Source organism: Nocardiopsis rhodophaea (genome assembly GCF_039530945.1).
Classification (GTDB): domain Bacteria; phylum Actinomycetota; class Actinomycetes; order Streptosporangiales; family Streptosporangiaceae; genus Nocardiopsis_C; species Nocardiopsis_C rhodophaea.
This window is the reverse complement of sequence record NZ_BAAAPC010000022.1, coordinates 1-24904: the sequence shown is the minus strand read 5'-3', so window position 1 is coordinate 24904 and position 24904 is coordinate 1. Positions and strand designations below refer to the sequence as shown.

At 70.8% G+C, this 24904-nt stretch carries 18 protein-coding genes and 1 tRNA gene; 11 read left to right on the top strand and 8 right to left on the bottom strand.

Annotated elements, in window-relative coordinates; genetic code table 11:
* Positions 1–45: 45 nt before the first annotated feature.
* The 6 genes from ABD259_RS21425 to mfd all read right to left on the bottom strand — a co-directional run bounded on the left by ABD259_RS21425 (position 46) and on the right by mfd (position 10836).
* Positions 46–1632 carry a lipopolysaccharide biosynthesis protein gene (locus ABD259_RS21425; protein WP_344103649.1) on the bottom strand — a complete coding sequence of 529 codons (1587 nt, stop codon included), beginning with the start codon at positions 1630–1632 and terminating at the stop codon, positions 46–48.
* Positions 1629–2510: a sulfotransferase domain-containing protein gene (locus ABD259_RS21420; RefSeq protein ID WP_425573555.1), complete on the bottom strand. Its 882-nt coding sequence runs from the start codon at positions 2508–2510 to the stop codon at positions 1629–1631. Before ABD259_RS21420 ends, ABD259_RS21425 begins: the two co-directional genes overlap by 4 nt.
* A 112-nt stretch (positions 2511–2622) precedes the next feature.
* Complete coding sequence (locus ABD259_RS21415) at positions 2623–3873, bottom strand: phosphotransferase (RefSeq protein ID WP_344103651.1); 1251 nt, start codon at positions 3871–3873, stop codon at positions 2623–2625.
* A complete protein-coding gene (locus tag ABD259_RS21410; protein ID WP_412759393.1) occupies positions 3870–5270 on the bottom strand; it encodes a ligase in 1401 nt (466 codons plus the stop codon). The genes ABD259_RS21415 and ABD259_RS21410 overlap by 4 nt, the downstream gene beginning before the upstream one ends.
* Entirely contained in the window at positions 5270–6898 is a 1629-nt protein-coding gene (locus ABD259_RS21405) for a Wzz/FepE/Etk N-terminal domain-containing protein (RefSeq protein WP_344164878.1), read from the bottom strand. The genes ABD259_RS21410 and ABD259_RS21405 overlap by 1 nt, the downstream gene beginning before the upstream one ends.
* A 329-nt stretch (positions 6899–7227) precedes the next feature.
* Positions 7228–10836 carry a transcription-repair coupling factor gene (gene mfd / locus ABD259_RS21400; RefSeq protein WP_344164875.1) on the bottom strand — a complete coding sequence of 1203 codons (3609 nt, stop codon included), beginning with the start codon at positions 10834–10836 and terminating at the stop codon, positions 7228–7230.
* Between the two features lie 386 nt (positions 10837–11222).
* On the opposite strand from mfd, the gene cysC reads away from it, so the two are divergent.
* Positions 11223–12860 carry an adenylyl-sulfate kinase gene (gene cysC / locus ABD259_RS21395; RefSeq protein ID WP_344164872.1) on the top strand — a complete coding sequence of 546 codons (1638 nt, stop codon included), beginning with the start codon at positions 11223–11225 and terminating at the stop codon, positions 12858–12860.
* A gap of 32 nt (positions 12861–12892) precedes the next feature.
* On the top strand, positions 12893–13657 hold the full coding sequence (mazG, locus tag ABD259_RS21390; RefSeq protein ID WP_344164870.1) for a nucleoside triphosphate pyrophosphohydrolase: 765 nt from the start codon (positions 12893–12895) through the stop codon (positions 13655–13657).
* On the opposite strand, the gene ABD259_RS21385 is transcribed toward mazG, so the two are convergent.
* On the bottom strand, positions 13605–15143 hold the full coding sequence (locus ABD259_RS21385) for an FtsW/RodA/SpoVE family cell cycle protein (protein ID WP_344164868.1): 1539 nt from the start codon (positions 15141–15143) through the stop codon (positions 13605–13607). The two genes, mazG and ABD259_RS21385, sit on opposite strands and share 53 nt — an antisense overlap.
* Before the next feature lie 255 nt (positions 15144–15398).
* Here ABD259_RS21385 and ABD259_RS21380 point away from each other — a divergent pair, with 255 nt between their 5' ends.
* Together ABD259_RS21380 and ABD259_RS21375 are read left to right on the top strand one after the other, a co-directional pair.
* A complete protein-coding gene (locus ABD259_RS21380) occupies positions 15399–15599 on the top strand; it encodes a hypothetical protein (protein ID WP_344164865.1) in 201 nt (66 codons plus the stop codon).
* Positions 15600–15903: 304 nt separating this feature from the next.
* On the top strand, positions 15904–16071 hold the full coding sequence (locus ABD259_RS21375) for a PIN domain-containing protein (RefSeq protein WP_344164862.1): 168 nt from the start codon (positions 15904–15906) through the stop codon (positions 16069–16071).
* On the opposite strand, the gene ABD259_RS21370 is transcribed toward ABD259_RS21375, so the two are convergent.
* Positions 16055–17338, bottom strand: coding sequence for an FAD-dependent monooxygenase (locus ABD259_RS21370; RefSeq protein WP_344164859.1), 1284 nt, complete (start codon positions 17336–17338; stop codon positions 16055–16057). The two genes, ABD259_RS21375 and ABD259_RS21370, sit on opposite strands and share 17 nt — an antisense overlap.
* Positions 17339–17502: 164 nt before the next feature.
* On the opposite strand from ABD259_RS21370, the gene ABD259_RS21365 reads away from it, so the two are divergent.
* From ABD259_RS21365 to ABD259_RS21335, 7 genes are all read left to right on the top strand, one after another.
* A complete protein-coding gene (locus ABD259_RS21365; protein WP_344103676.1) occupies positions 17503–18039 on the top strand; it encodes a TetR/AcrR family transcriptional regulator in 537 nt (178 codons plus the stop codon).
* A gap of 223 nt (positions 18040–18262) precedes the next feature.
* Entirely contained in the window at positions 18263–19546 is a 1284-nt protein-coding gene (eno, locus tag ABD259_RS21360) for a phosphopyruvate hydratase (RefSeq protein WP_344103679.1), read from the top strand.
* A gap of 458 nt (positions 19547–20004) precedes the next feature.
* Positions 20005–20493, top strand: a complete 489-nt coding sequence (locus tag ABD259_RS21355; RefSeq protein WP_344164857.1) for an FtsB family cell division protein — start codon at positions 20005–20007, stop codon at positions 20491–20493.
* 100 nt (positions 20494–20593) lie between these two features.
* Entirely contained in the window at positions 20594–21157 is a 564-nt protein-coding gene (locus ABD259_RS21350; RefSeq protein ID WP_344164854.1) for a DUF501 domain-containing protein, read from the top strand.
* A 286-nt stretch (positions 21158–21443) separates the two neighbouring features.
* Complete coding sequence (locus ABD259_RS21345) at positions 21444–22436, top strand: Ppx/GppA phosphatase family protein (protein ID WP_344164851.1); 993 nt, start codon at positions 21444–21446, stop codon at positions 22434–22436.
* Positions 22437–22799: 363 nt separating this feature from the next.
* Complete coding sequence (locus tag ABD259_RS21340; protein ID WP_344103687.1) at positions 22800–24179, top strand: NAD(P)/FAD-dependent oxidoreductase; 1380 nt, start codon at positions 22800–22802, stop codon at positions 24177–24179.
* Between the two features lie 157 nt (positions 24180–24336).
* A tRNA-Leu gene (locus ABD259_RS21335) sits at positions 24337–24410 on the top strand.
* Positions 24411–24904: the final 494 nt, after the last annotated feature.

Below are 24904 nucleotides of genomic sequence, written 5' to 3'. Positions count from 1 at the left end.
CGGCCATGATGGCACAACGCGGAGTAGTTTTATCGTCACTTGACGTCAGCGTTTCGAGATTCGCGGACGGGGGAAACCCACGCCTGCCAGAGGCGCGGCACCCCGCGTGGCCGGCTCCAGGACCCCGCGGAGCCGCCACAGCGTCGGGAAGTAGCCCGCGCATCCGACGCCCAGAGCGACCGTCAGCGAGATCCACCCCGTTCCCAGAGTGGCCGCGCAGGCCAGCGGGACACCACCGAACCACACCAGGCAAACGGCCACCGCGACGAGCCAGCGGCGGCTGAAGGGATGCAGCCCCAGCGCGACCGCGAGCTGGAACAGCGGAAGCACCTTGCGGACGGCGATCGCCGCCAGCCACCCCGCCGCCGCGCCCGCCGCCCCCAGGTGCGGGACCAGCACCAGGCAGAGCGTCACGTTGGCCGCCAGCGCGAGCAGGTTGTCGACGAGGTTCCAGGCGGTGCGCCCGGCCATCGTCAGCACCAGGTCGCCCATACCCAGGGCCGCCGCCGCCAGCTGTGCCGCGCAGATGACCACCAGGACGTCGGCCCCGGCGGTGTAGCCACCGCCGAACAGCCCCATCACCAGCGGGGCGTAGACGATCACCGGGAGGAAGAGCGGCCACGTCAGGCAGATCAGCCAGACGGTGGCCGACTGGTAGAGCGTGGCGGCGTCGCGCCGGTCGTCCACGGCGAGCAGCTCGGCCAGCCGCGGCTGGGCCGCCAGCTGGATGGCCTGCGTGGTGAACTGGCCTACCGCGATGAATCGCGTCGCCGCGGTGAAGACCGCCGCTTCCGCGGCGCCCTGCAGCGCCGCGACCAGCACGACGCCGAGCCGCTGATTGCCGAGCTGGGCGACGCTCGCCACCGACCGGGGCAGGGAGAAGCCCCAGAACTCCCGGGCGTTCACAGACGCCGTGGGGGAGGAGCCGAGCTCCGGTTCGCTGTCGGGGGCGTCGGGCCGCCCCTCGGCGTCCTCGGGCCGCGCGCGGGCCATGATCGCGTGCAACCAGACCCCGACCAGGGCCGCGGCGGGCAGATACGGCCCGGCCCACGCGATCGTCAGCAGTCCCGCCGATCCCGTCACCGCGACACCGCCGACGAGAGCCAGCTGGGCCAGCGGGCGTCCCACCCGGTCGACCAGAGCGGTCGCCCGCATGTCGTGGAAGGCCCTAGTCGCCGCCAGCAGGGCGTCGGTGAACACGGCGAACGGCAGGAACACTGCGAGGATCCGCACGTAGGGGAGGGCCTCAGGGGAGCCGATCAGCGCCGCCACAGCGCCCGCGAACGCGAACATGGCGGCCCCGGCCGCCACCGACACCACGACGACCGGGCCGAGCGCCATGCGCAGGACGCGTCCCACCTGCCCGGCCGCTCCCACGGCGCGCAGCCGCGCTACGAAGTACACGATGCCGTTGGACGTCCCCAGGTTGGCGATGGCCGCGACGATCAGGAACACCGATGTGGCGGCGAACAGGATTCCGGCCGTCCGCTGGTCGAAGCCGCGGGTGACGGCGATGACCAGCAGTGTGTTCAGGACGGCCCCGGCCACGGCTCCCACCAGGTTGACCGCCCCTCCCCGCGCCACCCGGCGCAGCAGCGGTGCGGTGGCCGCGCCGGTCGCTGCGCGGCTCACGCGCGCCACGAGGGGGTGCGGCCCCACCAGGCGGCGAGTCGCGCGTCGGGCTCGGTGAAATAGGAGACCAGTCGCTGGCGCAGGGCGTCGGGCATGTCGGCTCGGGGCCGGGCGTTGTGGCGGTCGAACCGGATGCCGTCGGCGTGCGGTATCCCCAGGAAGCGCTCGACCTCGGTGAACAGCGGCTCCGGCGTAGTGAAGAAGGACTCGCTGTCCATGACGAGCATGCGGTCGCGGCCCACGTGCTCCTCCAACCGCAGCAGCTGCTCGACGTAGCGTCCGCGCCCCAGGTAGGCGTGGTGCTGGTGGGAGTGGGAGTGGGAGTAGGCGTCGGGATCGGCGCGGAGCCGGGCCTCCTCACCGGCGAGACGCTCCTCCTCCAGCTCCAGGGCGCGCTCGAACGGCTCGGACTCGAACCCCCGCGCCCGCTCGTGGCTGTGCGCGGAGTAGGCGCGCTCTACCGGGTCGCGCAGTAGCACGATGACCCTGACGCCGGGCAGGTCGCGCGCGATGCGCTCGGCGGCCAGCGGGTGGAACAGGTAGTAGGGGCTGGACTCGCCGACCTCGACCCGTGGGCGGTCACCGCGCGCCCGCGTGGCCGCACGGGTCGGGAAGTGCCCCCGGTACCAGTCCTCGCCGCGATCGTAGGAGGTGTCGAAGTAGTGCACGCCCTTGCGCAGCACCGGCCCGACCACGTGCGGGTGCTGGATGAGCGCCTTGAACAGGGACGTGGTCCCGCAGCGCTGGGCGCCGACGATGAGGAAGGTGGGCAGCACCCGCGTCCTGCGGGTGGCCTGGCCGAACACGCCCCAGGTGGAGCGGACGGTTCGCTTCAGCGTGTCGGGCACGTGGCGTGTTGCGGATGAGATCGCAGCCAAGAAACCAATCCTTCACAGAAAGTAACTATTGGCGGGCGGGTGGCACCGCGGTCGGGGCGTGGAGCCACGGGCGCGGGGCGGGCGCGTCGCGCGGGTGCGTCCCCGTGGCGGGCTAGCCGACCCGACGCGCCTCCAACGCCTCCTGAACGGCGCGTTCCCCCAGTCCGGAGAGGACCGGGAGCAGCCAGTCGTCCACTGCGGCCAGCCGCCCGCCGGCTTCCAACTGCCGGTCGTGCAGGTAGCGGGTGGCCAAGTCGATGAGGTACAGGGCCATGACGGTGGAGACCGCCTCCGGGCGGAGCCCGGCACCGGTGATCAGGGGATCGCGGAGCAGCCGAGCGCCGCTGTCCACCCAGCGCTGCACGCCCTGGTGGGTGCCGGCCTGCACGCACTCGTTCAGCTCGTAGTGCAGCGCGTCGAAGCCCAGCGGGGCGTCGAACGCCAGCCGTTCCCAGTCCCACACGAACGCGCGGCGCGGGGTGCTGGCGACGTTCCACCGGGTCAGGTCGCCGTGCCAGGCACCGAACGGAAGCGTCACATCGGGCAGCTGGTCGAAGGCCTCGCGCAGCGCGTGGGCCTCGGGGCGGTCGCCGAGGGCGGCGATCCTGTTGGCCAGGGTCCGATGGTACGGGCTGGCGAACAGCCGGATCTCGCGGACCGTCTCCAGGTCGCAGATCTGCAGCACGCAGCGGAGGAGTTGGCGGCGCGTCGGCCGGTCGGTCTGGTCACCGACGGGGAGCGCCTCCTGCACCAGCAGCGGGTGGCCGTTCCACTCTCCGGCGTGGATGAGCCGGGGGACGGTGATGTCCCGCAGGCGGGCTTCGGCGAGCCGGCGCAGCGCGTCGGTCTCGGCCCGGACCAGCCGCGAGGTCAGGTCGTTGACCCCGATCTTGGCGTAGCCGATGGTGCGTCCGGCCGGGGTGAGCAGGAGGAGGACCGGCTTGCGGTTAGCGCGCGGTGGGCCGATGTGGATGGCGATGACGACGTCGCGGTCCAGCGCGGTGGCGAGGGCGTGCTCGATGGTGCGCCCCGATCCCACGTGCAGCCGGTCGCGCAGGAGCAGCGGGGCGAGCCCGCTGGAGAACGCCGTCGCGAGCAGGGCGGTGCGGACGCGTTCGCTGAAGGAGTGGCGCTGGGCGAAGGCGGAGATCCCGCGGGCCGCCGCGTAGCGGTTGGTGACCGGGAGGATGACCCTGGGGTTGTGCGCGGAGGGGACCGGGAGGTATTCGCGCACCTCGGCATCCCGGGGCGGAGGCACGGGGTCCCTGCGCGGCGGGGTGGTATCCGTCCCGCGTCCCAGGAGCCCGCCGCACGGCCACAGAACCTCGGCCAGGTCGGTCAGATAGGTGGTTTCGCCGTTCATGCCGTCTCACCCCCCACCGTCGCGGCAGGCGCGGCACCCGCGTCCGTGGCCCGCCGCCACAGCAGAGCGACGGCGATCATGCTGATAGCCAGGGGCGCCGCAAGCGCGACATAAAAGAACATGTACCAGAAAAGCAACAGAATCGTCAGTAGTGCACCCGATCCAATCAAAGAGTGGTCGCCTCGGTACCGCCACGCCGCACGCGCGAAGAACCCGAGAAACAGGGCGGTTCCGACCCATCCGGTGGTGATCAGCAGAAGCCAGAATTGGCCGTTGTTCCCGATGGTGTGGTTGCCGCAGGCCGGGCACTCGGGCGACGCGCCGATGGCGATGGACTGGGAGCTGCCGATCATGTCCCGGGTGGTGCCCCAGCCCAGGATCGGAGAGGCGTTAGCGGCCTCCCGAGCGGCCGCGCTCGTGGTCGCCCTGCCGGTGTTGCTGTGGGGATTGTTGGCCCGCTCACGCAGGGTGGAGCCCAGTGGCGACACCATGATCATCGCCGTTACCGCGGCGACCAGCAGCACGGACGTGGCCACCACCGTCGGTCGGCCACGGCGGGCCAGCTGGACCAGCGCGAACACCACCGACAGCACCAGCCCGGCCCACACGGCGCGGTTGAGCGAGGTCACGACCGGTGCCACCGCGACCGCGACGGCCGCCGCACCGATCCACCGCCGCGGCCCCGCCGCGTACCACACCCAGCCGATGATCAGCCAGGTCAGCAGCAGCGAGAGCATGTAGCCCCAGGTGTTGGTGAACTCCCACGGCGCCTTCGGGCGCGCGGACTCATACCCCAGGACGTCCATGATCTGCGCCGCCTCGGGATGCACGAGCGCCCGCACGTAGGAGTCGGAGGCGATCGAGGCGGGCAGCGCCATCTCCAGCGGCGAGGTGAACCCGAAGTGCGGCGCGAACATCCCGAGCAGCCCGCCGGCGACAGTGACCAGGCACAGCCACCCCAGCACGCGCGCCACCACGAGGTCGGGCAGCTCCCGCCGGGACAGGTTGCCGATGTAGAGCAGGAGCACCGTGAGGGCCAGGTAGTGGAGGACCCGGGCGAGTGCCCCGAGCAACCCTCCGCTGTCGGCCAGTGTGCCCGGCGGGGTCAACCCGATGAGCGCGAGCCCGGCGATCGCCCACAGCAGGAAGAGCCCCCAGAGCCCGAAACCGGGCGGCAGTCGCAGCCCCGGGCCCCGGTGGCGTCGGACCAGCTCGGCGGCCATGGGAACGGCGAAGATCCAGAAGGCGAACTGCCCGATTCCCAGCGCCCACCACAGCGGGTATCCGGCGATCAGCCAGATGAAGGGCCATCCGGTGGTCCACAGGCCCGGGGTCCACGCGCCCGGGGTCCGGGCGCCGTCCGCAGCGCGCGCCAACGGCGCGCCCCCGGCCGCCATCAGCGCCGCAGGGAGGGCGCCGCGGAGGACAGGTCGTCGTTGGAGGACGTGTCCTCTTGCGCGCCGTCCACCGGCGCGTCCGGCGTCGGGTCGGACGCGGCCGCCGCGCCCGCGGTGGCCGCGGTGCCGTCCGGCGCCTGCGTGGGCACGGCGACCAGGCCGGGGACGTCGGCGCCGATGGCCTCGAAGCGGTCGAGCGCCGCCCGGAGCTCGGGCCCGGGGGTCCGTCCGAGCTCCACCACGGGGAGCACCAGGTCGCAGACTCCGGCCATGGCCTGCGCGTCGGCCCGCTCCGACATCGGCGCGCAGGCCACGACGACGTACCGGCTGCCTCCGCGAACCGTCCGCAGCAGGTAGGCCATGGCCCCGCACTGCAGCAGCCCGGTGGCATCGGACTCGCCGAAGCGCAGGACCCGCAGGCCGGGGACGCCCGCGGGACGGCACGCCAGGTGGCCCGGGTCGGCCCCGCTGGTCAACACCTCAGCGAGCCCCGGGCCGGGCGGGATGCCGAGCAGTGCGCGGGCGGCACCGTCATCGGGGTCGGCGCAGATCAGCAGCACGTCGGTGTCGATGCGGGCGAGCGCGGCGGCGAGGTTGGTGGCGACGGTGATTCCGGATGGGCCGGAGGAGACGCCGGGGACCAGCACCACGCGTCCGCCCTCGCTCGACCGGGCGCCGAGGGTGTGGGCGAGGCCGTGGACGCGCTGTCCGGCGGGATCGCTGGCGGAGATCAGCCCCGTGGGGCTTCCGCCGACGCTGCCGGGCCCGTCCTCGGAGAAGTCGAGCAGGACCGGGGTCGATGTGCACTTCCGCAGCTCGCGCGTGCTGTGTAGGCGCGGGTCACGGCGCTCGCGTACGTAGGCCGCGGCCAGTCCGGCCATGAGGCCCAGCATCATCCCGCTGGCCAACCACATGAGGAAATCGGGGGATGCCGCGGACTCGGGTGTGGAGGCGGGGCTGAGTACCTCTCCGGGGGCCAAGGACGCCCGGAGCGCGTTGAGCGGGTTGATCTGGTTGTTCAGGTCGGTGATCTCGCGCTGCACCGACCGGATCTCGGCTTGGGCGCGGGAGCTGCCCTCCTCGTCGTCCGTGGCCTCCGTGAGCGTGTCCAGCTTCTCGGAGCGGTCCTCCACCTCGGCCCGCAGCGAGGCGAGGTGGCCGTCGATCCGGTCGATCACCTCGTCCCGGCGGTAGGTGAGGTAGGCGTCGGCGAACGCCACGGACCCGCTACGGGCCGCCCCCGGCGTACCGGCGGAGTAGGCGATGTTCAGAACGGTGCTGTTCGGCGGAACCGTGACGTCGACACGCTGCCGCAGTTGCGCGGGTTCCGCATCGGTCCCCAGCAGCTTGGCCGCCGCCCGGGCCACCCGCGCCGAGCGCACCACCTGCGCCTCGGTGTCGAGATTGACCTCCCCGTTGGTGCGCCCTGTTCGTTCACCGGTCAACGCGGCCAGCCCCGTCGGACGGACCTGGACCGATGTGGTCGCCGTATAGGTCTTCGGAGCGAGAGCGAGGGCGACGGCGGCCAGTACCAGCCCCACGAGGGCGGCCGCCACCACAACGTGCCACTGACGGCGCAGCATGGCCAGGTAATCGCTGAGCTCGGGTTCGGAGGTGGCGGTCTGCATGCGGGTACGAATCCTTTCAGCGGCTCCACGTTAGGTAAATAAATATGTACCAACAGTAGTCGCTCAAGGGTTGCCGAACAGTGACCTCGACCGGAGATTTCCGCGCCGACGTGAAGCTTTACGTTCGGAGTCCGCTCGGGGCGCACTACCTCGCGACGATCACGGCGTCTGTCCCGGTTCGTCCCCTTTTGTCGCGAGAGGCGCCGTGACCATCGCGGGGCAGACCCGGGTTCCGCACTCCGCCGCATCCGGCGGTGATCACGGCAACCGCTGGGAGACAACGGGCGAAATCCCTGAGAACTGCCGTGGTTACCTCGGGCGAGCGCGGATCACGGCGTGGCGGCCGACCCCTTCTGCTTGTTCGGCTCGAACAACGCCTCCACCAGCTCGGTGCACCACTGGAGCAGTTCCAGGTCGCGCAGTTGGCGGCCGCCGATGCCGCCCGCCTTGGGAACGGGGACCAAGAGGGTCTTGGCGGGTTCCTTGTAGATGGCCTTGGGATAGAGGCGGCGCAGGCGCAGCTGCTGGGACTCGCGCAGCTCCACCGGGCTGAACCGGATCTGGGTGCCCTGCAGGACGACGTCGGTCAGGCCCGCGCGCTTGGCGAGCACACGGAAGCGGGCCACGCTGAGGAGGTTGTCCACGGGCTGCGGCGGGGCGCCGAAGCGGTCGGTGAGTTCCTCGCGGGCCGCGGCGATGTCGTCGTTGCCGGTGACGCCCGCGATGCGCTTGTAGGCCTGCAGCCGGAGCCGCTCGCCCGGCACGTAGTCGTGTGGGATGTGCGCGTCGATGGGCAGCTCGACCTTGGTCTCCGCCTCGACCTCGGCCGCGCCTTCACCGCCCTTCAGTTCGCGGACGGCCTCGCCGACCATGCGCACGTACAGGTCGAACCCGACCCCGGCGATGCTGCCGGACTGCTCGGCGCCGAGGATGTTGCCCGCGCCGCGGATCTCCAGGTCCTTCATGGCCACGTACATGCCCGCACCGGTCTCGGTGTGCTGGGCGACCGTGGTCAACCGCTCGTGGGCGGTCTCGGTCAGCGGCTTCTCCGGCGGGTAGAGGAAGTAGGCGTAGGCCCGCTCCCGGCCGCGGCCCACGCGTCCGCGCAGCTGGTGCAGCTGCGACAGCCCGTAGGTGTCGGCGCGGTCGACGATCAGCGTGTTCGCGTTGGGGACATCGAGCCCGGACTCCACGATTGTGGTGGAGACCAGCACGTCGAAGTTCTTCTCCCAGAAGTCGACCATGACCTTTTCGAGCTGCTGCTCGTTCATCTGCCCATGCGCGTAGGCCACCCGCGCCTCGGGCACGAGTCTGCTCAGGGTCGCGGCGAGCTTCTCGATCGACGCCACCCGGTTGTGCACGAAGAACACCTGGCCGTCGCGCATGAGCTCGCGGCGGATGGCGGCGGCGATCTGCTTCTCCTCGTAGGGGCCGACGAACGTCAGCACGGGGTGCCGCTCCTCCGGCGGAGTGAGGATGGTGGTCATCTCCCGGATGCCGGTGAGACCCATCTCCAGCGTCCGCGGGATCGGGGTCGCCGACATCGCGAGCACGTCGACCTGGGTGCGCAGCCGCTTCAGCGCCTCCTTGTGCTCCACACCGAAGCGCTGCTCCTCGTCGATGATGATCAGGCCCAGGTTCTTGAACTTCGTCTCGTTCGACAGCAGTCGGTGCGTGCCGATGACGACGTCGATCTCGCCGGTGCGCAGCCCCTCGCGGGTCGCCTCGACCTCGCCGTCCGTCTGGAACCGCGACAGCGGCTTGACGTTGATCGGGAAGGACGCGTAGCGCTCGGTGAACGTCGACATGTGCTGCTGCACCAGCAGGGTGGTCGGCACGAGCACGGCCACCTGCTTGCCGTCCTGCACCGCCTTGAACGCCGCGCGAACCGCGACCTCGGTCTTGCCGTAACCCACGTCGCCGCAGATCAGCCGGTCCATCGGGACCGGCTTGGCCATGTCGCGCTTGACCTCTTCGATGGCGGCCAGCTGGTCAGGCGTCTCCACGTAGGGGAACGCGTCCTCCAGCTCCCGCTGCCACGGGGTGTCCGGGCCGAACGCGTGGCCGGGCGAGGCCTGCCGGGCGGAGTACAGCCGGATCAGGTCACCGGCGATCTCCCGGACGACCTTGCGCGCCCGGCTCTTCGTCTTCGACCAGTCGGCGCCGCCCATCTTGGACAGAGTCGGGGACTCCCCACCCACGTAGCGGGTGACCTCGTCGAGCTGGTCGGTGGGGACGAACAGCCGGTCGCCGGGCTGACCGCGCTTGGTCGCCGCGTACTCGATGACCAGGTACTCGCGGGTGGCGCCCTGAATGTTGCGGCTGACCATTTCGATATAACGGCCCACACCGTGCTGCTCGTGCACCACGTAATCGCCCGGCTTGAGCTGGAGCGGGTCGACCGTGCCGCGGCGGCGGCTGGGCATCCGCCGCATGTCGCGGGTCGAGGACTTCTGCCCCACGAGGTCGGTCTCGGTCAGCACGACCAGGCGCACGGACTTCCACACGAAGCCGTGCTCGATCAACCCGGTGGTGACCGTCGCGATCGCGGGGTCGGGCGCCGACTCCACGGCCGGGGTGAGGCGCGCGCCGAGGCCGGCGTCCTTCAACATGTCGACCAGACGCTCGGCCGGGCCGTGGCCCGGCGTGAGGAGCACAACGCGCCACTCGTCGTGCAGCCATGACTTCACGTCGGCCAGCGCCCGCTCGGTGTCGCCGCGGTAGGCGTCGGCCGCGGCGGCCCCGAGTGTCACGGACTGCTCGGCGCCCTCCTCCTCGGCGACCTCACCGGAACTGAAGGGGCTCAGCGTCCACCAGGGGAGTCCGCGCGCGTCGGCGTCGGAGCGCAGCTCGGCGATGGACTTGTAGGCGGAGGCGCCAAGGTCGATGGGGGCCTCGCCGCCGGAGGCGGCGTTGATCCACGAGGCGTCCAGGAACTCCTTGCTGGTCGCCTCCAGCTCGATGGACCGGGTGCGGATGCGCTCGGGGTCGCAGCCGATGATGTGGGTGCCCTCCGGCAGGTAGGCGAAGAGCGGTTCCATCCGGTCGGCGAGCACCGGCGCGAACGCCTCCATGCCCTCGACCGAGATGCCGTCGGCCAGCTTGCCCAGCACATCGGCGAGCGACGGGTGCTCCTCGGCGAGCGTTCGGGCGCGCTCCCGCACCTGGGGGGTCAGCAGCAGCTCGCGGCAGGGCGGGGCGAACAGCCCGGCCGCGGACGCATCGTCCGCGCCGCTCTTGGTCTGCCCTCCGTCGATCGAGCGCTGGTCGGCCACCTGGAAGTAGCGGATCTCCTCGACCTCGTCGCCCCAGAACTCCAGCCGCAGCGGGTGCTCCTCGGTGGGCGGGAACACGTCGAGGATGCCGCCGCGGACGGCGATGTCGCCGCGCTTCTCCACCAGGTCGACGCGGGCGTACCCGGCGTTGACGAGCCGGCCGACGACGTCCTCCAGGGCGACGGTGTCACCCGGGCGGATGCGCACCGGCGTGAGGTCGCCGAGCCCCGCCACCAGCGGTTGCAGGACACTGCGGACGGGCGCGACGACGACGCGCAGGGGAGCGGTCAGCGGGTCGGCGGGGTCGGGGTGGGCCAGGCGGCGCAGCACGGCGAGCCGCTGGCCGACCGTGTCGGAGCGCGGCGACAGCCGCTCGTGCGGCAGCGTCTCCCAGGCCGGGAAGAGCGCGACTGAGTTCTCCGGCAGCAGCGACCCCAGGGCGTCGGCCAGGTCCGCGGCCTCGCGCTCGGTGGCGGTGATGGCGAGGATCGGACGGTCGGCGCCGACCGGCGCGTCGGCCGCCAGAGCGGCTACTAGGAACGGGCGCAGGGCCCCGGGCGCGACGAGGTCGAGACGGGGGTCGTGACCGCTGCGCGCGGTCGCGATCGAAGCTTTGAGCGCCGGGTCGTCGGCGACGACGGCGAGAAGTCCAGAGAGGCTCATATCACCAAAAGGGGTGTGTGACAGTGGGACCGATCAGTGCGGTGGATCGCAGCACGCACGGCTGCGCTCCCCGTTCGCTCACGAGACAGGGTTCCCCGGTGCCAAGAGTACGCGTCGCGCCCCACCCGTGGCGCCCGGAAGGTACCGGAGTGGATCGATCTGTCGGGCCGGTGCACGCGGGGCCGGACTCGTGTGGAAGAACATCGGAAACCACCTTGAGTAACGCTTCAGGACACCGGGGTGTTCCCCGGGGGCGTGCCGGTGGCGCGGCCGGAGTGAGGGTGAATCGGGGTGGTGGGGGGCGTTCCCCCGGGGGCGTGCCGGTGGCGCGCCGAGCCCCGCGGCATACGCTGGACCTCGACAGGACCGAGAAACAGGACAGTGAGATGACAGCCGGACGAGCGGAGGTCGGGTTGGACGCCAACCAGCAGGGGCAGGGTCGACAGGACACGGCGCCGGTGTTCACGCCGGACCCGGCCACGCTGGCCCATCTGGAGCTGATCCTCAACGGCGGTTATCCCCTGCCCGGCTTCATGACCTCGGAGGAAGCCGCGTCCACGATCAAGCACGGGCGACTGCCCGGCGGGACACCCTGGCCGGTTCCGGTCACCCTCCCCGTGCCCGACACCCTCGCCGACGCCGACCAGCTGGTCCTCGCCGACCCCGAGGGTGCCCCGCTGGCCGAACTCCGGGTCAGTGAGCGATGGTGGTGTGACGATGGCGACCGCGACGACGGCCACGGCCACCGGCTGGCCGGAGAGGTCCGCTTCTCCCGGCCGCCGATGTACGGGGTCTTGCGCCACCTGCGGATGGCCCCGGCCGAGATCCGCGGACAGCGCGAGATCGGGGGGTTCGCCGATCGCCCGTTGCTGGCCGTGCTGGCCGGCCGCCCTCTGCACCACCGCTCCCTGCACCAGATCCGCGCCGCCGCCGAGGAGGTCGCCGAGGACGGCCGCGCCGAGGTCCTGGTGATCATCAACACTCCGTTGGACGACGAGGGGCTGACCCCGGCGATCATCGCCGCCGAGCCGTTGCTGCCACCGCGCACCCGGTTCGTGGTGGCCACCCTGCCCACGCCCGCCTGCGGCGACGTCCACCCGTCACCCGCCGCCCCGAGCGGACGCGCTCCGGGCGGCACTGCCCCGAGGTTGCCCACCGGTCGCTATGACCTCCTCGCCGCGCACGTGGCCCGCGCTTATGGCGCCACCCACCTGCTCATCGACCGCGCTCCGAGGACTCCGGCGCCCTCGGATGAGGATCTGGAGCCCGCGCCGATCCCGATCCTCCCGGCCGCGGAGTGGTGCTACGACACGCGTGATGAGCTGTGGCGCCAAGCCGATCAGGTGACGGCCGACCGCGCCGAAATCGAGCCCAGCGACGCCGAGGTCGAGGAGATGCTCGCGCGCGGGCGGGAGCTGCCCGCCTGGTTCACGCCGGCCCGGGTCGCCGCCGAGCTCCACCGGCTCCGTCCGGCGCGGACCCGGCGCGGCCTCACCGTGTTCTTCACCGGCCTGTCGGGGTCGGGCAAGTCCACGGTCGCGCGCGGTGTGGCCGAGGGGGTGCGCCGCGCGGGGCGCACCGTGACCCTGCTCGACGGCGATGTCGTCCGGCGGATGCTCTCGGCCGGGCTCACCTTCTCCCGCGAGGACCGCGACCTCAACATCCGCCGCATCGGCTACGTCGCCGCCGAGATCACCCGGCACGGCGGTGTGGCGATCTGCGCTCCCATCGCCCCGTACGCCGCGACGCGCGCCCAGGTGCGCGCGATGGTGGAGGAGACCGGCGACTTCTTCCTCGTGCACGTCGCCACCCCGCTGGAGGTGTGCGAGGCGCGCGACCGCAAGGGGCTGTACGCGAAGGCGCGCGCCGGGGAGATCCCGGAGTTCACCGGCGTGTCCGACCCCTACGAGGAACCGGCCGACGCCGACCTGGTGCTGGACACCCAGCACACCACCGAGGGGGAGTCCGTCGCCGAGGTGCTCGCGGCACTCCGCGCCGGCGGCTGGCTCCCGGACCACAACTGACCGCGGGGGAATGGGGAAATAGCATCGATCGCATGAGCGACGCGTCCACCACAGACAACGCGGACAACAGCCCCGCGGCTCCCGCCACCGGCCACCGTCTCCTGGCCCTCGTCGAGGTCATGGACACGCTGCGCCGCGAGTGCCCGTGGGACTCCCGGCAGACCCACGAGTCGCTGGCCAAGTATCTTCTCCAGGAGGCCTACGAGACGCTGGAGACGATCGAGGAGGGCGACTACGGCACGCTCCGCGAGGAGCTCGGGGACGTGCTGCTGCAGGTGCTCTTCCACGCGCGGATCGCCCAGGAGCGCGGCGCGGACGGGTGGACGATCGACGATGTCGCCGACGCCATCATCGACAAGCTCACCCGGCGCCACCCGCACGTCTTCGGTGGAACCGAGGTCGAAGGCGTGGACGACGTCCGCGCCAACTGGGAGACGATCAAGGCCGCGGAGCGCGCCCGCAAGGGCGACGCCGAGGCCTCCATCCTGGAGGGCGTCCCCTTCGGCCAGCCGGCCGCGCTGCTCGCCTATGAGCTGCAGAAGCGGGCGGTGCGCAACGGGCTGCCCGAGGATCTCATTACCGACGACGGGGACGCGGGCGGCGGACTGTTCGCCGGGGTCGACGCGGAGCGGCGGCGCGGTGCCGACCCGGAGATCGACCTGCGCGCCGCGGCCCGCCGGTTCGATCAGCGCCTCCGCGCGGCGGAGGCCAAGGCGCGGGCCGACGGCCACGACCCCCGCGCGCTCACCCCTGCGCAGTGGCGCGCTTACTGGGGTTCGGAGCAGCCGAGGACGTGACGTTCGCGCCGTCCGCGCTTTTGGCTTCACTGTCCTTCCCGCGCGTGCCGTCTCCCTCCTGGTCGGACCGTGCCGCGTGCCCGGGCAGCTGGATGACCTCCGTGGCGTCCTCCAGCTGAGCGTCGACCTGTTCCGGTGGCGCGGGACGCCGTGCGCTGTCGCTCAGGCGCAGCCACAGCCCCATCATGAGCCAGCTCGACACCAGGGATGACCCTCCCGCTGCGAGGAAAGGCGTGGTCATCCCGGTGAGCGGGATGATCTGGGTGACCCCGCCCAGCACCACGAACACCTGGAAGGCGAGCAGGAACGCGAAGCCGGTGGCCATCAGTTTCACGAAGATCTCGCGGGAGGCCAGCGCGATCCTGAAGCCGCGCTCGGCGAGGAGCAGCAGCAGGACCACCACGGCCATCAGCCCGGTAAGCCCGAGCTTCTCGCCAATGGAGACGAGGATGAAGTCGCTGTCCGCGGCGAAGATCCCCGCCGCCCGGCCGCCGGAGAAGCCGGTGCCGAACAGCCCGCCGTCGGCCAGCGCGAACAGGGCCTGCACGAGCTGGTAACTGCCGCCGTCGGCGCCGTAGACCTGCGGGTCGAAGGGGTCCAGCCAGATGACCACGCGCTGGCGCACGTGGACGAACATCGCCCAGGCGACCGTCGCCCCGGCCGAGAACATCAGCAGGCCGATGCCGACCCAGGACTTGCGTCCGGTCGCCGTGTAGAGGATGGCCAAAAAGACGCTGAACAGGAGCAGTGAGGCACCGAGGTCCTTGGTGCCCACCAGCAGCAGGATGGCGAACCCCCAGGCGACCGTCATCGGGCCCAGGTCGCGCATGCGGGGGAGGCTGAAGACCTTCACCCCGCGCACGCGCAGCTGGCGGGCGGCCGTCGACAGCACGTCGCGCTTCATGCCCAGATAGGCGGCGAGGAAGACGACCAGCAGGAGCTTGGCGAACTCGGAGGGCTGGACGGTGAACCCGCGCACCCCGATCCACCGGTGGGCGCCGTAGGCGTCGATGCCGATCACCGGCATCATCGGCAGTGCGAGCAGCACCAGCCCGGCGACCGCCATGAGGTACGGATAGCGCTGCAGCCGGCGCGGCTCCCGGACCATGAGGAGCACCACCAGGCACCCCGCCATCCCGAGTACGGACCACATCAGCTGCTTGCCCGCCTCGGACTGGGTGGGGCCGCCGACGCGGTGCAGCCCCCAGATGACACTCAGCCCGAGACCGTTGAGCGCGGCGGCCAGCGGCAGGATCAGCGGGTCGGCCCAGGGGGTCAGGCGCCGCAGCGCGATGTGCAGCGCCAGCACCGCCCCGCCGAAGCCGCCGACGAACAGAGCCAGGTCATCGGGGACGCGTCCATCGATTTCCAGACCGGCCAGGCACAGCCCGACCGCCAGGATCACGACCGCGAGGAGTAGCAGCGCCAGCTCGACATTGCGCCGCCGTCGCGGCTGTATCGCCTCATCGATGGGTTCGGGTGTCACGATTCCGCCTCGCCTCACCGTCCACGGTCCGTGTCCCGGCCGACCACGGACGGGAGCGCTGTCGTGCGAGGGGACTTTGACTGGGTACCGAACGTCGACCGAAGTGAACTAACAAAGCACTATAAGTGGCCGTCCACGGTGTTCCCGACAGCGAAGCCGGGAAACCCGCGTCACCCGACCGGAGCGGTCCCGGCCCCGCGCCGTCGGTCTGGGGAATCGCTGGCACGGCTCATCGAGAACGGGCACTTTAGTCATATGAGTACGCCGCGCGAGGAGCTCGCCCAGCTGGTTGAGGAGCTTCCGGAGAGTGAGGTGTCCACGGTGCTGGCGACGGTGCGTGCTCAGCTCGCTCTGGCGGGTTCGTGGCCTCCGGCGTGGTTCGGCCCAGCCGAGACCGGAGAGACCGACGTCTCGGGACGGGTCAACGAGATACTGGCCGAAGGGTTCGGCCAGTAGTTATGGCCTCTAAGGCGGACATCGCAGCCGTGATGGTCCGTGGTGCGCGCGAGCCGATAGTCGTCGACACCGGGCCGGTAGTCGCCGCCGCGCTCCCCCGAGACAAACACCATCATGCCTCCCGTGAGCTCTTCGAACGTTGCCATCACGAGGGCATTCCACTGACTCTTCCACCTACGGTGGTCGCCGAAGCCGGCTACCTGTTGGGGTCAAGGGAGGCCCCTCCATCGAAGCGGGTTTCCTCTCGTCCCTCGCCACAGGGCACTTCAGAGTCGCAGAGCTGACCCAAATCGACGTTCAGCGCATGGCCCAGCTTGTCACCCGTTACGGTGACCTTCCTCTCGGAACGACCGATGCTTCAGTAATCGCACTTGCCGAGCGACTCGGCACGGATCAGGCGGCAACTGTCGACCACCGGCACTTCACCGCCGCGCGCCCCGCGCACGTCGAGGCCTTCACGCTCCTTCCCTGAGCCGCCGGGGCGAGGAGTAGTCCGGCAGGTCGATGGCGTTGGCGGCCTTCTGGACGGGGTCCGCCCTGCGGGCGAGGCCCGGCATGCGGGAGGCGAGGCGGAGGCCCTCGTCGCGCAGCCAGATGCCGGTGCGGGTGGTCGGGGTGATGATGCCAAGCCCGCTGCTGGCGATCGCTTGGTTCTGTTCGGCGAACCCCCGCATCCGCGATTCGTAGCGGGCGAACGCCGTGGTGTGGTCCCCCGTGGCCGCCGCGAGTTCACCGGCCAGGGTGTAGGCGCCCACCAGGGCGAGGCTCGTGCCCTGACCCGACATCGGCGATGGACAGTGCGCGGCGTCCCCGACAAGCGTGACGCGTCCGTGCGACCAGCGGTCCATGTGGATCTGGCTGACCGTATCGAAGTAAAAGTCGTCGGCGTTCCACATCTCCCGCAGGATCCGGGGCGCCTCCCACCCTTCTCTGGCGAAGACCGCGGCGATGATCCGCTTCTGGGCCGCGGTGTCGCGATGGTCGAAGGGCACCTCGCGCCGCGTGGCGAACGCGACGATCGCCTTGGCCTCGGGGTTCGCCCCGGGGTCGGTCTCCTCACCCGGGAGTGGCGGCTCGATGCGGCCGGTGTGCGGGGCTGAGCTGTACACGGCGGTGAGCCGGTTCGGTGTGTTGAACAGCCGCACCTCTCGGTCGAGGCCGAGGTGGTTGGGGACGCTGAAGATCGAGATGTAGCGGCCGAGGTAGCGCCGGAACCGCTCCTCCGGTCCGAAGGCGAGGCGCCGCACATTGGAGTGCAGCCCGTCGGCGCCGACGACGAGTCCGAACGTGCGCGGAGCGCCGTTCTCGAAGCTGACCCGCACACCTTCGGCGGTCTCCGTCATTTCGGTGATCGAGTCGCCGAACACGTACTCAACGTCGTCTCGCGTCGCCTGATAGAGGAGTTGGCTCAGGTGACCGCGCATCAGCTCGACGTCCGGAGTGGACTCGTCCTGGCCGAACAGCGCGAGGCTGACCTCGATACCGGGGCGGCCGTCGCGCTTGACAGTGGAGAACGTCCGCATCTGGGTGTACGCACGGCGGGCCGCGGGGAGCAGGCCCATCCGCTCCACGACGTCGACGGCGGTGCCGCGCACGTCGATGGCGTACCCGCCATGGCGCAGACGCGGTGCCCGTTCAAGGACGGTGGGGGTGAAACCGTGCGCGCGCAGCCAGTACGCCAGCGCGGGCCCGGCGATGCTCGCGCCGGAGATGAGGACGCTGCGGTCGGTGGTGGTCATGGGCACCGCCCCTTTTCGTGTGTGTCGCGGGATCGCCTGGTATGAGGGTAGACGGGAAACTTGCCGGTCGGCAAGTAAGTTACCGGTCGGCCGGACGGTTGCCCCGATAGAATTGGGCCGCGCGGCGGACGGCCGCGCACCTGTGACCAGGGAGGGGTGTCGGCGTGGCACGGAGGCAGACGGACACCAGGGCGGAGATCCGCGACGTCGCCCTGGAGCTTTTCGCCCAGCGGGGCTTCGAGAAGACCAGCCTCCGCGAGATCGCCGAGCGGCTCGACATCACCAAGGCGGCGCTCTACTACCACTTCCCGTCCAAGATGGACCTGCTGCGCGAGGTCGTGAACCCCCTGCTCACCGACGTCCCGGCGATGCTGGACGCGGCGGAGCAGGCGCCCGGCGCGGAGCCGCGCCGGATTTTGGAGGGCTACTTCGACGTCATCGCGCGCCACCGCGTCGTTTTCATGGCGATGCTCACCGACCTCGGATCCCTGGCACGGCTGGACGTCATGCCCGCCATCTTCGTCTGGCGTGACCGGCTCCAGGCGCTCCTCGTCGGCCCGAACCCCAGCCCGGCCGACGCCGCCCGCGTCACGGTCGCCGTCGGCGGAGTGCAGGACGCCGCGGTCATGGTGGGGGACGGCCCAGTGGACGAGATCCGCGCCGCCGCCATCGACGCCGCCTACCGGGCTTTGCAGTCCTGACGAGGGACGATCTCCTGTGACGGGCGGACTGGCGGTTCTCGCGGTGCGGACTAGACCACTATCCCGGAGCGGGTGAGGCGACGTGCCGTCCGGGTCGCTAGGCTCGTAGTCGGCTCGCGTCATGGCGTCGTCGCTGCGAGAGGCCGGTGTCGCTGAGGTGGGGCCCAGGCCCGACCGGGCGCGTGTGTGAGCCGGGAACAGTCGCTATCGAAGGAGTGCAACGTTGTCGTCGATCGAGGCAGTGCAGGCGCGGGAGATCCTGGATTCCCGCGGTAATCCGACGGTGGAGGTCGAGGTCCTGCTCGACGACGGGACGATCGCCCGAGCGGCGGTACCCAGCGGGGCGTCCACCGGGCAGTTCGAGGCGGTGGAACTGCGTGACGGCGGTGAGCGCTACGGCGGCAAGGGCGTCGAGAAGGCCGTGGTCGCCGTCAACGACGACATCGCCGAGGAGATCCTCGGGTTCGCCCCGGACGAGCAGCGGCTGATCGACCGCGCGCTCATCGACCTGGACGGCACCCCCGACAAGTCGAAGCTCGGCGCCAACGCCATCCTCGGCACCTCCCTCGCGGTGGCGCAGGCCGCCGCGGAGACCGCGGGCCTCCACTTCTTCCGGTACCTCGGCGGCCCGAACGCGCACGTGCTGCCGGTACCGATGATGAACATCCTCAACGGCGGCGCCCACGCCGACACCAACGTCGACATCCAGGAGTTCATGATCGCCCCGATCGGGGCGGCCAGCTTCCGGCAGGCGGTCCGCTGGGGCGCCGAGGTCTACCACGCGCTCAAGGCCGTGCTGAAGGCCCACGGCCTGGCCACCGGCGTCGGCGACGAGGGCGGGTTCGCCCCGAACCTGGAGAGCAACCGGGCCGCGCTCGACCTGATCATCGAGGCCATCCAGAAGGCCGGGTACACCCCGGGCCGCGACATCGCGCTCGCTCTCGACGTCGCCGCCAGCGAGTTCTACGCCGACGGCGCCTACAAGTTCGAGGGCACGACCCGCACCGCTGAGGAGATGGCCGCCTACTACGGCGAGCTTGTCGACGCCTACCCGCTCGTCTCGATCGAGGACCCGCTCAACGAGGAGGACTGGGAGGGCTGGCAGACGCTGACCGCCTCCCTCGGGGACAAGGTCCAGCTGGTCGGCGACGACCTGTTCGTCACCAACCCCGAGCGACTGCAGCGCGGCATCGACTCCAAGGCCGCCAACTCGCTGCTGGTCAAGGTCAACCAGATCGGCACCCTCACCGAGACCCTCGAAGCGGTCGCGCTGGCCCAGCGCAACGGCTACACCGCGATGATCTCGCACCGCTCCGGCGAGACCGAGGACACCACCATCGCCGACATCGCCGTCGCGACCAACGCCGGCCAGATCAAGACCGGTGCCCCCGCCCGCAGCGAGCGCGTCGCCAAGTACAACCAGCTGCTGCGCATCGAGGAGGAACTGGACGACGCCGCGATTTATGCGGGTGTGTCGGCCTTCCCGCGCTTCAGGCCGCAGGACTAGGCTGACACCTCATGCGCAAGGTGCCAGAGCAGCCGAAGGGGTCCCGTCCGGGGAAGGCGGGACCCCCGGCCTCTGGCGCCTCGGGTCGCAAGGGCGCGAAATCGTCGGGTAAGGATGCCCGGCCCGCGTCGACCGGTAAGCCGACCGGTAAGCCGACGGGGAAGAAGTCGGCGAAGGCGGCGGCTACGTCTCGGAGCGCGAAACCGGCAGCGCCGAAATCCGCGTCGTCGGCGAAGCTCCCGGCAAAGTCCGCACGGTCCGCTCGGGCAGGGCAGGGAACGGCCGCGGCCGCGTCGGGTCCGAAAGCCGCGAAACGCGCTGCCTCCGCCGCGAGCGGGTCGGGTGGACGGTCCTCTCCCGGCCGGACCAGGGCGGTACCTACCGCACCTACCGCGAAGGCGTCGGAGAAGGGCGCGACGCCGAAGACGGGTCGGGGGGCGGCCACAGGATCGGGCAAAGTGAGCACGGGGCCGGGCACGCCGGCGGCGAAGCCCGCCCGCACTCCCCGGAACATGGGCGCCGCCGCGGCCGGACGCATCCGCCCCGCCCTCACCAGCCGAGCGGCCATCCTGGGGCTGGTCATCTGCGTGATCGCGCTCAGCCTCGCCTATCCCCTGCGCGAGTACGTCACCCAGCGCGCCGAGATCGCCCGACTTCAGGAACAGCGCAACAGTGCCCAAGACAGCGTGAGCGAGTTGAAGAAGCGCAAGGAGCAGCTGCAGGACCCCGCCTACATTGAGCGCGAGGCCCGCACGCGGCTCCACTACCAGTACCCGGGCGAGCGCGCCTACGTCGTCATCCCCGCGGATCGTGGCGAGCAGACGGACGACGGCGACGCGGCGTCGTCCGAGCCCTGGTTCACCAAGCTCTGGAAGTCGGTCAAGGGCGCCGACGAGGCCGGGTCCACCGCTGACGAGGTCCCCGACGCCGACGTCCCACGGGATTGACCCCACCGCCTAGCGCCCCGCCGCACCCCCCGCGTTCCGCCGCGCGTTCCCGGCGGGCATGTCACCGGTGCCGTTGTCCCGCGGCTAACCTGAGTCCGAGATGACTTCCAGAGATCACGACGCGGCGGAGTCGCATGTCTCCGCTGATGACGTCGCCGCCATCGAACTTCAGCTGGGCCGTGTCCCGCGCGGGCTGCGCGGTGTCGCCCACCGCTGCCCCTGCGGCCTCCCCGACGTCGTGCGCACGGCGCCGCGGCTGGAGGGCGGCACGCCGTTTCCCACGCTTTACTACCTGACCTGCCCACGCGCCGCCTCGGCCATCGGGACGCTGGAGGCCGACGGCGTGATGCGGGAGATGCAGGCGCGCCTGGCCGACGACCCCGAGCTGCGGGCCGCCTACACCAAGGCGCACGAGTCCTACATCGCCGAGCGCGACGAGCAGGCGCGCCGCGATGGCGTGGAGCCGCTGCCCGAGGGGATGCAGAGCGCTGGAGGCATGCCGACCCGGGTCAAGTGCCTGCACGCCCTGGTCGGCCATGAGCTCGCCGAACCCGGCACGAACCCGTTCGGCCGGGAGGCCCTGGAGGCCCTCCCCGAGTGGTGGGCCAAGGGCCCGTGCGTGTGCGCGGAGGACAATGGAGACGACAGCGAGGACAGCGGGTGAGCTCTCCCACGGCTGACGCCGGCGGTTGGGGGGCCACACCGCTCGGGTGCTCGGCCAGTGGCCGAGCCGCCCGCGATCGAGACCGCCCGGGTTGGACCCAACCCGGTTGATATCAGAGGGCAGGGAGAGTGGCGCACGCGCGGTTCTCGCGGCGCGCTGCACCCGGCAGGCCGATCATGTGAACGGTTCTTCGCCATAGCGGCGGAACGCCGTCCCCTTTTCCCCGCTCTGCGGGGTTCGATTTTTCCCGGATCTTAACGGCCGGGGCATCCACGGAGGTCAGTCAGTGAGCACCAAAAGCGTCGCGGCCATCGACTGCGGGACCAACTCCATCCGCCTGTTGATCTCCAGCGTGATCTCGCTGGACGAGGACGAGGTGCAGCTTCTCGATGTCGAGCGCCGCATGGAGATCGTCCGCCTCGGCCAGGGGGTCGACAAGACCGGGGCGTTCGCGCCCGAGGCGCTGGAGCGCACCTTCTCCGCGCTGCGCGGCTACGCGGAGCTGATGCGGGAGCACGGCGTCGGGTTCGGCCCCGAGTCCGTGCGGATGGTGGCCACCAGCGCCACCCGGGACGCCGCCAACCGGCAGGAGTTCGTCGACGGCGTCCGCTCGATCATCGGCGTCGAGCCCGAGGTGATCTCCGGTGACGAGGAGGCGGAGCTCTCGTTCATCGGCGCCACGGCCGAGCTTGAGGGCGCCGACGACGGGTTCAAGCCCCCGTTCCTCGTCGTGGACATCGGCGGCGGCTCCACCGAGTTCGTTCTTGGCTACGCCGGTGACGAAGAGGCCGGTGTGGTGCGCGCCGCGCGGTCGGTGAACATCGGCTGTGTCCGCATGACCGAGCGGCATCTCACCCAGGATCCGCCCACAGCCGAGCAGATCGCTGCGGCGACGGCCGACATCGACGCGGCGCTGGACGAGGCTGCGGCGGCCGTGCCGCTCGACGAGGCGGCCACGGTCGTGTGCGTCGCGGGCACCGCCACCACCGTGGCGGGGATCGCCGAGGACCTGCCCGAGTACGACCCCGACCGTATCCACCACACGCAGGTGTCGGCGGAGCGCACCCACGCCATCGCCGAGGAGCTGCTGGCGATGCCGCATGACCGGCGCGCCGCCATCGGTGTCATGCACCCGGGGCGGGTGGACGTGATCGGGGCGGGCGCCCTGGTCCTGGACCGTGTGGTGTCGCGCACAGGCGCGGGCGGGTTTGTCGCCAGCGAGCACGACATCCTCGACGGGATCGCCTGGAGCCTCTGCCTTTCCGAGCTTCCGGAATAACATGTGCGGCCGCCCCGGTTATACGGGGCGGCCGACCCCCGGTTCCGGTGTTCCGCGTGAGGCGCGTCACCCGCGCGCGAGCCTGTGAAAGCATTCACAAGCCCTCTCACCTGGGAAAACGCCGCGTGAGTCGCGCGTAACGTGGTCTAAACCTTCGCGAAATGTCTCTTTCTTGACGGGATGAGCTTGTGAAAGAATGCACAAGCGTCAGCCCGGAGAAATAGGCGAGCTCCGGGGATCGCCGGACAGTACCGGTTCTCATGAGTCGGGTCCCGACGAGAACTGGCAGGTCAACGAAGACTTACCGATCTCCGCCGCCCCCCGCGCGGGCGGCGGAACGGGCATTCAAAGGGCGGATATGCGATGACCGAGAGCAGGAACTACCGGCTGGTGCACGGTGGTGGGGACGAGTCGGAGATCCCGCACATCCTCATCGTCGGCGGCGGGTACCTCGGGATGTACACCGCGAGGCGGTTGGAGAAGAAGCTGGGACCGGGCGAGGCCCGGATCACGGTGGTCGACCCGAACTCCTACATGACCTACCAGCCCTTCCTCCCGGAGACGGCGGCCGGCAACATCTCCCCGCGCAACGTCGTCGTCCCGCTGCGCAAGGTCTTCAAGCGGGTCCGCGTCCTCAACGGCCGCGTCATCCAGATCCAGCACGCCGACCGCAAGGTCGTCTTCGAGCCGCACCACGGCACACCCACCGAGATCGCCTACGACTACATCGTCATGGCGGCCGGTGCCGTCTCCCGCACCCTGCCCATCCCCGGCCTGGCCGAGTGGGGCATCGGTATCAAGACCGTTGAGGAAGCGGCCTACCTGCGCAACCACGTGCTGGAGCAGCTCGACATCGCCGACTCCACCGACGACCCCGAGGTGCGCCGCAAGGCCCTCAACTTCGTCTTCGTGGGCGGCGGGTTCGCCGGTGCCGAGGCCATCGCGGAGCTGGAGGACATGGCCCGCGACGCCACCCGGATCTACCCCTCGATCAGCGTCGACGACCTGCACTTCTACCTCATCGAGGCGGCCGACAAGATCCTCCCGGAGGTCGGCCCCGACGTCGGTACCAAGGCCATGAACCAGCTCAAGGCCCGCGGCATCGACGTGCGCCTGTCCACCTTCCTGGAGTCGGCGGTCGACCAGCGCATCAAGCTGAGCGACGGCACCGAGTTCGAGGCCGGGACGCTGGTGTGGACCGCGGGCGTCAAGCCCAGCCCGGTCGTCCAGGCCAGCGACCTGCCGCTCGGCCCGAAGGGCCACGTCGACACCAACGAGTACCTGATCGTCAACGGCGTGGACAACGCGTTCGCCGGCGGCGACAACGCGCAGGTCCCCGACGGCAACGGCGGCTTCTACCCGCCGAACGCGCAGAACGCCGTGCGCCAGGCCCCGGTCCTCGCCGACAACGTCATCGCGACGCTGCGCGGCAAGAAGCCCACCGCCTACGCGCACAAGAACCTCGGCGCGGTCGCCGGACTCGGTCTGCACAAGGGCGCCGCCCAGCTCTTCGGCAAGGTCAAGCTGACCGGCCGCCTGGCCTGGTACGCGCACCGCGCCTACCACCTCCTCGCGGTGCCGACCTTCAACCGCAAGATGCGGGTGCTGGCCGACTGGACGCTCGCGCTGCTCTTCCGCCGCGACTTCGCGGCGCTCCACGAGATGGACGACCCGCGCCAGGCGTTCGAGGAGGCCAGCCAGCCCCCAGTGGAGAAGGGCGCGCCGTTGCGCCGCGTCAGCTGACCCGGCGCCGGTCCGGCGTCCTCCGCCGGACCACGTGGCAGGCACCCATCCAACGACGGACGAATCGGCCGGCCCCGCACCCGCGGGACCGGCCGATTCGGTTATTCCGGGCGCGGGGGTGCACCTTTGGCCCCGTGGTGGCCGGTATGATGGTCGCGCCCTCGTAGCCCAATGGAAGAGGCAGGCCCCCTAAAAGGGTCACAAGTGTCGGTTCGAGTCCGACCGGGGGCACTCACGCGAGGACCGCCCGGACCACCCACCCCCGCAGCCCCCCTCGGGCGATGCCCATCCCTCCCGTGGGTGACCACGGGAACTCGGTCGGTTTCCGCTGGTCTTTCGACAGAATCCCTATGGCCGTCGCCGGAAGCGGCGGGGTGCGGGGTCCGGGTCTGCTGGGCGGCCTTGTCGGCGGTCGGCCCATCCGGTGTTCGGTGGTGAAAAGCAGCACCGACGGCAGCAGGGGGCTGGGGGCGCCGGTCGCCTGGCGGGTGCGGCAGGGCGGTCCTTTCGCTTCGGGTGAAGGACGTTCCGCGATACGGGAGCACTCCACCCCCGCAGCCCCCCTCGGGCGATGATCATGGGCATTGTCCCGGCGAATCGGACCTCAAGTTTCGGGTTTTTGGGGTGGAGGGGTGAGAGATTGCTTGCCCTGAGGTGAAACGACCCCCGCCCCCTGCAACGCAGGCGCAAAACAAGGGAAGCATCGGCAGTGCCAAAAAAGACCT